General features: G+C 66.9%; 12 protein-coding genes and 1 riboswitch. Of the genes, 5 read left to right on the top strand and 7 right to left on the bottom strand.

The features are described from left to right. Position 1 precedes the first annotated feature (1 nt). The 5 genes from ACP159_RS08225 (at position 2) to ACP159_RS08205 (ending at position 5,152) form a co-directional block, all read left to right on the top strand. Positions 2-1,246: an aminotransferase class V-fold PLP-dependent enzyme gene (locus ACP159_RS08225; protein WP_425099189.1), complete on the top strand. Its 1,245-nt coding sequence runs from the start codon at positions 2-4 to the stop codon at positions 1,244-1,246. A 61-nt stretch (positions 1,247-1,307) separates the two neighbouring features. Further along, on the top strand, positions 1,308-2,603 hold the full coding sequence (locus ACP159_RS08220) for an MmgE/PrpD family protein (RefSeq protein WP_425099188.1): 1,296 nt from the start codon (positions 1,308-1,310) through the stop codon (positions 2,601-2,603). Between the two features lie 40 nt (positions 2,604-2,643). Then, a complete protein-coding gene (locus ACP159_RS08215; RefSeq protein ID WP_425099187.1) occupies positions 2,644-3,372 on the top strand; it encodes a 5-oxoprolinase subunit B family protein in 729 nt (242 codons plus the stop codon). Further along, on the top strand, positions 3,369-4,373 hold the full coding sequence (locus tag ACP159_RS08210) for a biotin-dependent carboxyltransferase family protein (RefSeq protein WP_425099186.1): 1,005 nt from the start codon (positions 3,369-3,371) through the stop codon (positions 4,371-4,373). The genes ACP159_RS08215 and ACP159_RS08210 overlap by 4 nt, the downstream gene beginning before the upstream one ends. Further along, a complete protein-coding gene (locus tag ACP159_RS08205; protein ID WP_425099185.1) occupies positions 4,370-5,152 on the top strand; it encodes a LamB/YcsF family protein in 783 nt (260 codons plus the stop codon). The genes ACP159_RS08210 and ACP159_RS08205 overlap by 4 nt, the downstream gene beginning before the upstream one ends. A 236-nt stretch (positions 5,153-5,388) precedes the next feature. Here ACP159_RS08205 and ACP159_RS08200 read toward each other — a convergent pair whose 3' ends face one another. From ACP159_RS08200 to ACP159_RS08170, 7 genes are all read right to left on the bottom strand, one after another. Continuing rightward, positions 5,389-6,171, bottom strand: a complete 783-nt coding sequence (locus ACP159_RS08200; protein WP_425099184.1) for a cobalamin-binding protein — start codon at positions 6,169-6,171, stop codon at positions 5,389-5,391. Beyond that, positions 6,168-6,914, bottom strand: coding sequence for an ABC transporter ATP-binding protein (locus tag ACP159_RS08195; protein ID WP_425099183.1), 747 nt, complete (start codon positions 6,912-6,914; stop codon positions 6,168-6,170). The genes ACP159_RS08200 and ACP159_RS08195 overlap by 4 nt, the downstream gene beginning before the upstream one ends. After that, entirely contained in the window at positions 6,911-7,891 is a 981-nt protein-coding gene (locus ACP159_RS08190) for a FecCD family ABC transporter permease (RefSeq protein WP_425099182.1), read from the bottom strand. The genes ACP159_RS08195 and ACP159_RS08190 overlap by 4 nt, the downstream gene beginning before the upstream one ends. A 70-nt stretch (positions 7,892-7,961) precedes the next feature. Then, positions 7,962-8,801, bottom strand: coding sequence for an ABC transporter substrate-binding protein (locus ACP159_RS08185; RefSeq protein WP_425099181.1), 840 nt, complete (start codon positions 8,799-8,801; stop codon positions 7,962-7,964). Next, entirely contained in the window at positions 8,788-10,653 is a 1,866-nt protein-coding gene (locus ACP159_RS08180) for a TonB-dependent receptor plug domain-containing protein (RefSeq protein ID WP_425099180.1), read from the bottom strand. The genes ACP159_RS08185 and ACP159_RS08180 overlap by 14 nt, the downstream gene beginning before the upstream one ends. A gap of 148 nt (positions 10,654-10,801) precedes the next feature. Continuing rightward, positions 10,802-10,987, bottom strand: a riboswitch (cobalamin riboswitch). A 989-nt stretch (positions 10,988-11,976) separates the two neighbouring features. After that, on the bottom strand, positions 11,977-12,372 hold the full coding sequence (locus tag ACP159_RS08175) for a hypothetical protein (protein WP_425099179.1): 396 nt from the start codon (positions 12,370-12,372) through the stop codon (positions 11,977-11,979). 28 nt (positions 12,373-12,400) lie between these two features. Then, a complete protein-coding gene (locus tag ACP159_RS08170; RefSeq protein ID WP_425099178.1) occupies positions 12,401-13,069 on the bottom strand; it encodes a S24 family peptidase in 669 nt (222 codons plus the stop codon). Positions 13,070-13,087 lie beyond the last annotated feature (18 nt).

The following is a 13,087-nucleotide window of genomic DNA, read 5'->3' as shown; positions in this document are numbered from 1 at the left end:
CATGTTCTCCGAAACCCTGCTTTCCGAGATCCGTTCCCGCTTCGCCCATGTGGAGGAGTGCCCTTTCGCCGGGCCGCGCGTCTTCTTCGAGAACGCGGGCGGGGCGCTGACGCTCAACGCCGTGGTGCAGACCACGACCAAATTCGCCGCCATCCCGGACAATCAGGGCCGCGACAACGTCGCCAGCAAGGCTTTGGTGGATGTGATCGCCAAGGCGCGGGCCGATGTGAAGACCTTCTTCAATGCGCCCGGCGGCGCGGTGCTTTGGGGCGAGAGCGGTACGGAGCTTTTGTTCCGGCTCATTCAGGACGCCTGCCTCGGCTCGGAGAAGGGCGGCATCGTGCTCTCCTCCACCGTCGAGCATCCCGCCTCGCGCAGTGCCTGCGCGCGCTGGGCGATGACCTCGGGCCGCGAGCATGTGCAGGTGCCGCATGACGACGCTTTGGGCGTGGTTACGGCGGCAGACTACGCCGAGTATGTCGCGCCGGACACCCGCGTCGCGACGATCCTGCACACCTCGCCGGTGACCGGCATGAGCAATGACGTGGCGGCGATTGCAGCGGAGATCCGAAAGGTCTCTCCCGACTGCCTCATCATCGTCGACGGCATCCAGCACGCCTGCCACGGGCGCATCGACCTCACGGCGCTGGGCGTCGATGGCTATGTCATCTCGCCCTACAAGGTCTTCTCGCGCCACGGCTACGGCGTCGCCTGGGCCTCGGACCGGCTGACCATGCTGGCGCATGACAGCCTCGTCGGCGGGCCGGACGGCAATTGGGAGTTGGGCACGCGGGACACCGGGGCCTACGCCACGATGTCCGACGTCGTCGGCTATTTCGACTGGCTCGGGGCGCAGGTCTCGGACGAGACCGACCGGCGGGCGCGGATCGAGGCGGCAGGCGCGGCCATCCACGCGCATGAGGCGGGCCTGGTCGCGTTGATGCTGGAGGGCGCGGGCAATCTGACCGGGCTGGCCGATTTGCCCGGCGTCCGGATCGTCGCGGGCGCGGAGAATGCCGCCCGCGAGGGGCTGGTGAGCTTCTGGATCGAAGGCAGGCCTTCGGCGGAGGTGGTTGCGGCGCTGAACGCGGCGGGCATCCGCACCCATCTGCGCAAGGCCGATCACTATTCGGGCAACATCCTGACGCCGCTCGGCCAGCCCGATTGCATCCGGGTCAGCCTCGCGCATTACAACAGTGCCGAGGAGGTCAAGGCCTTCCTGAGCGCGATGGCGGAGATCGCCTGAGCGGCTTGCGCCTGTCCCGCGTGCCTCTAGAGTGCCCCTGACTTTCAGGGGAGGGACCGAAATGGGCGTGATGGAAGAGCTGCTCGATCTGGCGGCAACACCGGCGGACGTGCTGCCGCAGGACGCGCTGCGCATGGCGCAGAACTCGCTGTTCGACTGGCTGGTCTGCGGCCGGGCCGGGCAGGGAGAGCCCTTGTCCGGCATCCTGCACCAGATGGCGCAGGCGGAGGGGGGCTCGGCGGAGGCGTCCGTTTTTGGTCTGCCCGGCGGTTATCCGGCCCGCATGGCGGCGATGGTGAACGGCGCGGTGAGCCATGCGCTCGACTATGACGACACGCATTTCGCCCATATCGGGCATCTTTCGGTTGGCGTTTATCCGGCGGCGCTGGCGGTGGGGCAGGCGCGGGATTTGTCCCTGTCCGAGGTCGTCGAGGCATTCCTCGTCGGGGCGGAAGTCGCGATCCGGCTCGGCCTCGTCCTGACACCCGGGCATTACAACCGGGGCTTTCACATGACCGCGACGGCGGGGGCGTTCGGGGCGACGGTGGCGGCAGGGCGGTTGATGCGGCTGACGCGGGAGCAGATGCGCCATGCTGTGGGCCTCTGCGCGACCCGCGCCTCGGGGCTGAAGTCGCAGTTCGGCACCATGGGCAAGCCGTGGAACGCCGGGATTGCCGCCTCGGCGGGGGTGGAATGCGCCTGGCTGGCCTTGCACGGGATGACCTCGGCGGAGGACGGGCTCTGCGGTCCTCAAGGCTTCGTTGCGACGCATTCCGATGCGCCGGATGAGGCGGCTTTCGGCGCGGCTCCGGGCTTTCTCTTTGGCGACATCAAGTACAAGTTCCACGCCTGCTGCCACGGCACCCATGCGATGATCGAGGGGCTTTTGGCCTTGCCCGGCGAACAGCGCAGCCGCGTCAAGGCGCTGACGCTGCGGACCAATCCGCGTTGGCTCCGGGTCTGTGACAAGAAGGCGCCGCAGACCGGACTTGAGGTCAAGTTCAGCTATGGCTGGCTCGCGGGCATGGTGCTGCGCGGCATGGCGACGGGCGATGACCGGGTCTATGCGGATGCTCTGGCGGAGGACGCGGCTCTGAAGGACTTCGCCAGCCGCGTGACGGTGATCGGAGACGAGACCCTGAGCGACATGATGGCGGCGGGGTTCGTGGTGCTGGACTCAGGGGAGAAGGTGCCTTTTTCCCATGACCTCGCCGCACCGATCCCTCAGGACAGGCTTCAGGCGGCGCTCGTACGAAAGGCGGAGGCGATGATCGGGCAGGCAGGCCCGGCGCTTTGGCACACTCTGGAACAAGGCGGCCCGGCACGCGGGCTGGCAGGCTTCGTCTCCGGCGCGTGACCCTCTGGACAGCGGGCGCGACGCGTGACTTGATGGCGGCATGACGACCTTTCCCCTGATTGCCTCCGTCGGCCTCGACGGGCTGCTCGTGCGCTTCGGCGAGACCCTGGAGGAGCCGGCAAACCGCGCGGCGTTGGCCTTTCGCGCCGCTCTGGAAACGGAGAACCCGGAGGGGGTCGAGGAATGCTCGACCTCGCTCGTGTCCTGCTTCGTGCGTTTCGATCCCCTGGCCGTCGCGCCCGAAGACCTGACGGCGCGGCTTCGACTGATCCTTGAACGACAGGACTGGTACGCGGCGGATTTGCCTGCTGGAAGGCGGCTTTTGCGTATTCCGACGGTCTACGGCACCGAGCTTGCGCCGCAACTGGAAGAGGCGGCGGCATTGGCCGGGATGAGCGCAGAGGAAGCGGTGAAATCGCTGTCACAGGCACAGGTGCGCGTCACGGCGATCGGCTTTGCGCCGGGGCAGCCTTACATGGGCACCTTGCCAGAGGCATGGGCGATCCCGCGCCAGACCGCGCTGACGCCGCAAGTGCCGGTGGGGGCGCTGGTGGTGGCAATTCGGCAGTTGGTTCTGTTTTCCGTCACGACGCCAACCGGCTGGCGGCACGTCGGGCAGACGGCGGTGAAGCTGTTCCAGCCGCAAAGCGAGACGCCCTTCCTGCTGCGCCCCGGCGACGAGGTGCGTTTTCCGTCCGTATCCCGCGAAGCCTACGAGCGCATGAAGGGCGACCCGATGGGTGGGCTGACGGCGGAGGCGTTGGCATGAGCCTGACGGTGCTCTCCTGCGGCCCCGGCGTGACGGTGCAGGACGCGGGGCGGACGGGCTTCCTGGCGCAGGGGCTGTCGCGCGGCGGTGCGGTGGACCGGCAAGCGCTGGAAGAAGGCGCGGCCTTGCTTGGCCAGCCTGTCAGGACGGCGCTTGAAATGGCGGGGCTGGGTGGGCGGTTCTCTTTCGATGCCCCGGCGCGGGTGGCGCTGACCGGGGCACCGATGAAGGCTTCGCTCGATGGCACGCCGCTGCGCTGGCAGGCGTCGCACAGGGTCCCGGCGGGAGCGGTGCTGGACATCGGCGGCGTGACGGCGGGGTGTTATGGCTACCTGACGGTCGGTGGCGGCTTTGACGTGCCGGAGGTGCTCGGGGCGCGCGGCGCGCATCTGGCGGCGGGACTTGGCGACTTGGTCAAGGCCGGGGATGTGCTTGGCCTGCTGCCTGACCGGGACGACGAGGCGGGCATGGTGCTGGACGTGGTCCCACGGTGGCAAGGCGGCGAGATCCGGATCTTGCCGAGCCTTCAAACGAGCCTCTATGCGCAATCGGAGCGGGACCGTTTTTGCGCCACGGCCTTCCGGCGCGATGCGCGGGGCAACCGGATGGGGGTGCGGATGGCCCCTCCGGGGGAGGGCTTCGGGCTGGCCGCCGGGCAGACGATCCTGTCGGAGGTCATCACGCCGGGCGACATCCAGATCCCCGGCGACGGTGCCCCCTATGTTCTGCTCGCCGAATGCCAGACGACGGGCGGTTATCCCCGCATCGGCACCGTCATTCCTTGTGATCTGCCGAAGGTGGCGCAGGCCCCGGCGGGCGCAGAGGTGCGGTTCCGCTTTGTCACACGCGAGGACGCGCTGGCGGCGCAAGCGGGGTTCGTGCGGGATATGAAAGGCTTGAGAGGCCGGGTGAAGCCGCTGGTGCGCGATCCGGCGGACGTGCCGGAGCTTCTGGGCTATACCCTCATCAGCGGTGTCATCAGCGGGAGCGAGGAAGAATGAAAACGGTCGACCTGAATGCCGACATGGGCGAGAGCTTCGGCCCCTGGGTGATGGGGCAGGACGAAGCGCTGCTGGACGTGCTGTCGTCCGCCAATATCGCCTGCGGGTTCCATGCCGGGGACCCGGATGTGATGGCGACGGCCATGGCGCAGGCGCATGCCCGGGGCGTCGGAATAGGGGCGCATCCGGGGTTCGCGGATCTGCAGGGATTCGGGCGGCGGCGGATGTTTCTGCCGGAAAAGACCCTGCGGCACATGGTGCAATACCAGCTCGGCGCGGCTTTGGCGGTGGCGCGCGGGCAGGGTGCGGAGGTGCGGCATCTCAAGCTGCACGGGGCGCTGGCGAACATGGCGGCCGAAGACGAGGGGATGGCGGCGGCGTGTTATGGTGCCGCGCTGGAGGTGGCCCCGGAGATCATCGTCATGGTGCTGGCCGCGACGGCGCAGCAGCGGGCGGTGGAGGCGTTGGGCTGTCTCTGGGCCGGGGAGATCTTTGCCGACCGGGCCTATAACGCCGATGCGACGCTGGTGGACCGGAGCCTGCCCGGGGCGGTGATCCATGATGCAGGGTTTGCCGCCCGCCGCATCGTCGGGATGGTGGAAGCCGGGGCGATCCTGCCGGAGGAGGGTGCGCCGATCCCGGCGGCGGTGGATACCATCTGCCTGCATGGCGACGGGGCGACGGCCTTGCAGATTGCGAAAGCGGTGCGCGCGGGTCTGGAGGCGGCAGGGATCGCGGTTCAGCGCTTCGAAGGGCGGCGCGGGGTATTTGCGGGCTAAAGCGTTTCTGATTCAATTTGAGGCACGCATACCCTGTCACACCGTGTATTCTCGGGACATGCACGCCGCTCGATGTTTCAGGTTGAACCAGAAACGCTGTAGGGACGGGGACGGCGCTCTTTCGGCTGCGCCGAAACTCGCCCCGCCCACCGTCCCGTATTACCCGGCTTCGCCGGGCATCGGGGCTTTGCCTCGGACCCCTCGGTATTTTCCGGACCAGAGAAGCACAGGGGCGGTCAGCTTTTCGCCGCGTTTGCAATGTGCAGGGCGATCTGATCGAGCCCGTCTGTCAGGGCCGCCGGGCCGGGGGCGAGGATGAAGGGCGCCTTGATCTCGTGGATGCGGTTTTCCTGCACTGCGGGGATGGTCTCCCATCCGGGGCGGGCCTTGATGCGCTCGGGAGCGAGTTTCTTGCCGCACCAGGAGGCGAGGATCAGATCCGGCTGTCGCGCCGCGACCGCGTCCGGTGTGACGATGCGGTCCGTGGCATTGGGGCGGCCTGCGCATTCGGCGAAGACGTCCACGCCGCCCGCGATGTGGATCAGGTCCGATATCCAGCCGATGCCGGAGATCAGCGGCTCGTCCCATTCCTCGAACCAGACTTTCGGGCGCACCGCAGGGATCTGCGCTTCCAGGGTTGCGCGGCGTTCCGCGAAGTTCGCGAGGAAGGCCTGCGCGTCCTGTTCTGCGCCGGTCAGTGCTCCGAGCGTCTCGATCATCCGCAGGATGCCCGCGACGGTGCGCTGGTTGAAGGCGTGCACTTCGACACCGGCGCGGATCAGCTCTGCGGCGATTTCCGCCTGCAGGTCCGAGAAGGTGAGCACGAGATCGGGGTCCAGGGCCAGGATCCGGGCGGTATCGGCGGAGGTATAGGCGCCGACCCGGGGTTTCTCGCGGCGCACCCGGGGCGGGCGGACGGCATAGCCGGTCACGCCGACGATGCGCTCCTCCTGGCCGAGCATGTAGAGCGTCTCGACCGTTTCCGCCGTGAGGCAGACGATGCGCCGCGGGCCTCTCACAGGCGGGCCAGCGGTTGCAGGAAGGGGCCTTCCGGTGTCTCGTGGATGCGGGCGCGCAGGTGAAAGGTCCGGGCGAGGTTGTCCTCGGTGAGCACCGCCATGGGCGCGCCGTCGGCGCGGAGCTGGCCCCGGTCGAGCAGGATCAGGCGGGTGCAGTAGCGCGCGGCGAGGGAAAGGTCGTGCAGCGAGAGGATGACGCCACGGCCTTCCTCCGCGATCTGGCGCAGGACGTCGAGGGTGGCGAGTTGCGCGGCGGGGTCGAGGCCTGCCGTCGGCTCGTCGGCCATCAGGAGGGGCGTGTCCTGCGCCAGCGCCCGGGCGATGAGGACGCGGGCCTGTTCGCCGCCGGAGAGCGCGGTGGCGGGGCGTTGGCGATAGTTGTCGAGGCCCATGCGGGTCAGGGCATCGTCGATGGCCTCCTTGTCGCGCGGCGTGAGGCGGGTGCCATGCGGCAGGCGGCCGAGGCGGACGAGGTCCTCGACGGCGATCGGCCAGGCAATCTCGCGCTGCTGCGGCATCCAGGCGGCGGCTTTGGCGCGGTCGGCGGCGGGCAGGGCGGCGAGGCTGGCGTAGCCTTCGTGTGGCAGGAGGCCGAGGGCGGCGCGCAGCAGCGTGGTCTTGCCCGCGCCGTTGGGGCCGATCAGGCCGACACATTCGCCCCTGGTCACGGTCAGGGAGACGTCATCGACCACGGGGCATTCGCCGCGCCGGACGGTCAGGTTCCGGAGGGTGAGGAGGTTCATCCGATGTCTCTCCGGGTCTTGTAGATCAGGTGCAGGAACAGCGGTGCGCCGACGAGGGCCATGAGGACGCCGAGTTTCAGGTCGCGGTCCGGCAGGATCAGGCGGGTGGCGATGTCCGCCGCCAGCAGCATGGACGCGCCGCCGAGCGCGGAGGCGGGCAGGAGGCGCGAGGGCATGTGGCCGACAAGAGGGCGCAGGATGTGCGGCACGACCAATCCGACGAAGCCCACTGCGCCTGTGACGGCGGTGGCGGCGCCGATGGCGGCGGCGCTGCCGAGCAGGAGGCGCATCCGGATGGAGCGCAACGAGAGGCCGAGGCTGTGGGCGGCGTCCTCGCCGAGGGTGAGGGCGTCGAGGCCGTGGCGGAGCGTCATCAGCAGACCGAGGCCGCCGAGGATCAGCGGCGCGGCGAGCCAGACATGGGCGAGGGAGCGGTCGGCGACGGAGCCCATCATCCAGAAGATGATTTCCGACGCGGCATAGGGGTTCGGCGAGAGGTTGAGCGCCAGCGAGGTCAGCGCACCGGCGAGCGCTGAGATGGCGATGCCCGCGAGGATCAGCGTCAGCGACGCGCCGCGCGGCCCGGCGAGCAGCACGACAAGCCCCACCGCGCCGAAGGCGAAGGTCAGCGCCATGAGCGGCAGGGCGAGGGCGAAGAGCGCGGCGAGGCCGGTTTGCAGGGCGATGACCGCGCCGAGGGCGGCGGAGGCGGAGACGCCGATGAGGCCCGGTTCGGCCAGCGGGTTGCGCAGGAAGCCCTGCATCGCCGCGCCGGTGAGGCCGAGCGCCGCGCCGACGAGCGTTGCCAGCAGCGCCCGGGGCAGGCGGATCTCCTGCATCACCATGGCGTGCAGCGGATCGCCGAGACCGATGAGGGCTTTCAGAGCGGTCGTCATCGGGATCGGTGTGTAGCCGATGAGCAGGGAGGCGAGGAAAAGCGCGAGGGTGAGCGCGGTCAGGAGCGGGAGCGGTTTCATGCAGCAGCACCCGCGGCGATGGGGGCTTTGGGGGTATTTGGGCCAAGAAGAAACAGCAGCGCGGCGCGGGTCATCGGGCGATGCTCCAGTCGAGGCGGATCTGCACGAGGTCCGCGACGGCGTCGAGCAGGGCCGGGGTTCCGCAGAGCCAGTTTGCGCCCTCGTTCAGGCCGCGCAGCTTGCCGGAGCGCTGCAGGACCGGGTGCATGAGCAGGTCCGTGGCGCGGGCGGGGCTGGCGTAGGGCTGGCCGGTGAGGATCAGGTCGGGGTCCGCGAGGATCAGCGCTTCCAGAGGCAGGGCGCCGCCGAAGGGCATGCCGAGGTCTGCGGCGATATTCTCCAGCCCCGCCGCCGCGAGCAGGTCGCCGCCCAGCGTGTTGGTCCCGGCGGTGTTGCCGAGTGCGTAGTAGAGCGCGACGCGGGGATGAGGGCCGGGGGTGGCCCTGAGGGCCGCGAGCCGTGAGTCGAAGTCGGCCAGCAGGGTTTGCGCCCGGGCCTTGGCGTCCGGGCCGAGCAGGTCCCCCATGCGGGCGATGTTGCTGCGTGCCATGGCGAGGCTGTCCGCCGGGTCGAAGACCTCGACGCGGATGCCGAGCCGCTCCAGCATCTCCACCGTGGCGCGGGTGGTGTAGCGCCCGGCGAGGACGAGGTCCGGCTGATCCAGAACCACGCTTTCGGCGCTGCCGTCGTTGCGCGGAAAGGCCTGCGCCTTGTCGGCGTAGACCGAGCTGCGCGGATCGACGGAGAGAGAAGACAGCGAGGCGATCTGTGCCGGATTGCCCAGCAACAGCAGCGTCTGGTCGGTGCAGACGTTGAGCGAGACAACGCGCTGCGGCGTGTCGGCCGAGGCGGGCGAGGTCACGGCGACAAGCGCCGCCGCGACCCAGGCCCGGAGGTCAGAACGAGCCACGGACGCCAAAGAAGGCGGTACGGCCCATGGCGTTGTAATCCGCCGTGGTCTGATAGGACTCGTTCGTCAGGTTCTCGACCCGCAGGTACATCTCCGTGTTCGGCGCGATGTCGTAGGAGACGGAGGCGTTGACCAGCGTGTAATCGTCCATGTCCCGCGCCGGGAAGCCGTCCTGCGGGCGGTCGGCGAGGTGCTGGATGGTCAGGCCCATGCTCAGCGCATCGGTGATGTCGGCGGTCAGGCCGAGCGTGATGTCATGCTTGGGCGTGCGCGGCAGCGGGTTGCCGTTGGCGTCCTCGGTGTCCGAGTAGGTGTAGTTGCCGAAGACGGTGATCCGGTCGGTGGCCTGATATTCGCCGGACAGCTCGATGCCCCGGGTCTTCGACGTGCCGGGGATCTGGGCGTAGCCCGCGCCGACGAAGCCGATCAGGTCGTCGATCTCGGTGTAGAACAGCGTCGCGCGGGCAAAGCCGTTGGCGTAGCCGTGCTCCAGCCCGATCTCGAAGCTGCGGCTGGTTTCCTCGGTCAGCGACGCGTTGCCGTAGAGCTGGGAGTGCAGCTGGTACAGGGAGGGTGCGCGGAAGCCGTTGGCGATGGAGGCGCGCAGCACGGTCTCGTTGCCGAAGTCATAGGCCAGCGCAACGCGGCCGGACCAGAAGCCGCCGAACTCCGAGTGATCGTCGTGGCGGATGGAGCCGGTCAGCGAGAGCGCCTCGTTCGGCTGCCAGTTGGCCTCGGCGAAGATGCCGTTGGTGGTGACTTCCTTGTTGGTGTCCAGCAGCCGGGTGCCGAGGAAGGCGAATGTCACGGGGTCGAACAGCCATTCTTCCTCGGTGGTGCGGAAGCCCTCGCGGGTGTTGTCCGCGCCGAAGGAGAAGGACAGGCGCTCGTTCGGAGCCCAGTTGCCCTGATAGGCGACCTTTTTCCGAGTGCCCTGGAACGGATCGGTGCGGCCCGCAGAGGTGGAGGTGCGCTCGTGGGTGAGGTTGGTGTAGGACAGCTCGTTCTCCACCGCGCCGAGGTCGAATTGCGCGTAGAAGCGCATCGCCTTGGTCTGGGCGGTGAATTCCTGGTCGTAGGGCGCAAAGCCGTCGCCGCCGAAGGGGTCGAACTCGCCCTTGGCCTCGATCAGCAGGAGCGAGCCGCCAAGCCGGAGCCAGTCGGTCGCGTCGTAGTAGCCCTCGAGGGTCAACTGGGTGCCGGAGTATCCGTCCGGCTCGCTGCCTGCCGCGCTGGCGGAGATGCCCATGGTTTCCAGATGCGCCCCGGAGAAGGCGATGCCTGCCCGCTCGCCGGTGTGCGCGACGCTGAAGTTGGCGGATTTGGTGGCGTTGCCGCCCATCTCCACACCCCAGGTGCCGCGCGTGCCGGGCTCGCCCTCCGGGTCCAGCGTGGTGATGTTGATGACGCCGCCCACCGCTTCGGAGCCGTAGACCGCGGATTGCGAGCCCTTGAGCACCTCGATCCGGTCCACTGCGCCCATCGGCAGCACACCCCAGTTGAACTGGGTGGTGGTGATCGACGGATCGGTCACGTCGATGCCGTTGATGAGCACCGGCACATAGGCGCCGTCGAGGCCACGGATGCGGATGTTTGTCACCGAACCCGTGCCGCCGTTGGAGGAGACGCTCACACCTGGCACGGTGGCGAGGAAATCGGCGATGTTCGTGGTCGGCGCGACCTCCAGGTCTTCGCGGTTCACCACATCGACGGTGCTGCCGCTGTCCTTAAGAGCGATCGGCGTGTGGTTTGCGTAAAGCGTCAGGACGCCGAGATCGACGACCTCCGCCTGCGCGAGGCCGGCGTAAGAGATGAGGGCGAGGGCGGATGCGGAGAGCCTCAGGCGGGTCATGGCCGTGGTCCTTGGTCTTTGATGGGTCCGCAGGGAGGATGCGGAGCCGGGTGCGAATAATTCGGGGAAGAGCCTCTGGCGCTCCCTCGAACGGTGAGGGGATGCCACCACGCCGGAAAACCGTATCCGCCCGCGCGCCCCGCGCATGGGATGGGTGATCACCGTGGCAGGTCTCCTGGCTTGCGGGTCAGGGCGGTGTCCGGGCCTTCCCGGGGGCGAACCCCAGTGGCAGTTGCCGGAACCGCTCGCCGCTTACAGTTGCGGGGGCAGCCGCGGATTTGCACCGCGTTCCCTTTTACCCGGGCAGGCCCGGACCAAGGTGCGCCCCGCATACCGGGGGAGAGAGCCGAGTCGCAACGGGCTTGTTGGGGATAGCCGAAAAAGTGTGTAGGGAGACACATTCTTTTACAGTGAAGCCGGAAGAGGGCCTATGAGGGCGGAAGAAGGCGGAACGGCCTTATAAATATAAGGGTTTCACGGTGTAGCGGCGGGTTTTCGAGCGCGGCAGAGTGTTTTGCAGTAAGGCCGAAAATGGGGCGATTTGACGCGAGTCGTGTGGTTTTCGGGAAACAGGGCAAGGAAAACCGTGCGGGGCGTGAAACCCCTTTCAAATATGGTTCAAACGCGTGTTCGAGGGCGTGGAGCCGGGGTTGAGAGGGGCGATTTCAGGCTGCGGAACTGGGACCCAAGTCGCCCAGTTTGGTTTCAGGGTCCCAGAAAGGCATTGCAGCCATAAAAAACAAAGGCTTGGCGATTTCGACCTCGCCAAGCCTCGCTGTCGAACTGGGACCCGATTTTCAGGATTGTCGCCAGTCTGACACGCCGAAATCCGGACCATCCATGTCGGACCTGGCACCATCCAACGCGTTGACGTTCGGGTTGTAGTACCGGCGCATCTCGGTTGCTCCGGTCAGACCGCAGTGGCGGCATTTGCAGCGCGGGAGGATCTGATCGCGCAGAAGACATTCGGCCGCGGGTGGGTATGGGATTTCATTGGACCGTCGGCAGTGACGGCAAACGAAGTGCAGGGTGTTCACGTTAACCGGCCGTTTACTGTTCCGTGGGATGGTCGCTTCATGCGTAGAACATATAAAGAACACGAGTTGAAGACGGTCACCGTCACGATCTGGACGGGACAGACCGTTTCCATGTCCTGGCCGAAGGCAGAGGACTGTCCACCAGTGATGGTTTCGGCAGGGTATCGAGGTCGGCATTGCGATATTGCAGCGCCAATTGGTGTCGGCAGTGCACCACTAGAACCAGGGGCATAGAACAAACCATCTTGGCAAACCGCCTCTGGGACTTCCGTGCTACTTCCAGAGGTCAGAGCTTGATGCCCCTCCTTTCGCATATGGTAAACGTCGCGGTGACCTCTCCCTCCGACCCACCCAATGCGATCACCGAGAAGCCACGGCTCTGGGTGAGCATTCCGTAAAATGGCTTCCGGCCTGTATAGGCACCATAACTGTTCTTCGCGTTTACGAAGCCGCAAACCGTGATGATATGACCGTCCTGGGCAGCCTTGATGGTCCCAAACTCTGCACTGCTCGGGTCTTTCAACCTTTCCCGAACCTCGGATTTCACAGTTCGTTTCTCGAAGAAGCCAAGCTGATAACTGCCTTCATCGACACCAGACGATCCAGAGATGACCGCTACTCCGATCGCTCCCAAGACAGCGGCCACGCCGCCCATTGCGTAGAATGCACCAATATCCTGCAATACAATCTTCCCTCTGAAAAATGGCTCGTCACTTCCAAGTATGCCCCGACCAGATGACTTGGCCGAGGACGCTGGCGGCGATGTGGTTCATGTCGTCGCCAATGTAGTATTCCGGTGGGTATCGGTCCTGATCGGGGTTGTCGCTGCGGATGATGAGGGCCGCACCGGGGACAAGCTCCAGCCGCTTGATGCGGGTGCCATCTCCGGGCTGATTGAAGACGTAGACCTGCCCTGAGGTGATCGCGGTCTTTCGGCGGTCGATCATGACCAGGTCGCCGTCCGAGATCACCGGGGCCATGCTGTCGCCGCGCACGGTGATCAGGAAGCAGGTGTCCGGCCGGATACCGTTCTGCAAGAGCCAGTTCTGCGAGAAGGCGAGATGATCGACCGGATCGTCATCGAGGTTGATGTGACCATCGCCCGCCGCCGCGCTGGCCTCGAAGCGGGCCACGGTGGCGAAGCGTTCGCCGTCGATCTCTGAGGTTGGTTCGGTCGAGCGCGGTCTGCCTATATAGAATTCCAAATCGAGAGCATCACAAATTGTCTTCGCTCTCTCGATGTTTGGGACTGTGCGTTTGTCGTCAGTTCTCACCACGGCTCGCAAATATCCCTGCGGCCAACCCTGCGTGAGTTCAAAGCTGTTGATGTTCTGCTTCAGCTCGCCGAGGCGAGCCAGCACCATTTCAGCAAAGTCCATGGCGTCCCCGAAAAATGC

The sequence above is a fragment of the Tropicibacter sp. S64 genome (assembly GCF_049803835.1).
Taxonomy (GTDB): Bacteria; Pseudomonadota; Alphaproteobacteria; order Rhodobacterales; family Rhodobacteraceae; genus Pacificoceanicola.
The sequence above is the reverse complement of the archived record's forward strand: the minus strand, read 5'-3'. Positions and strand labels throughout refer to the sequence as shown.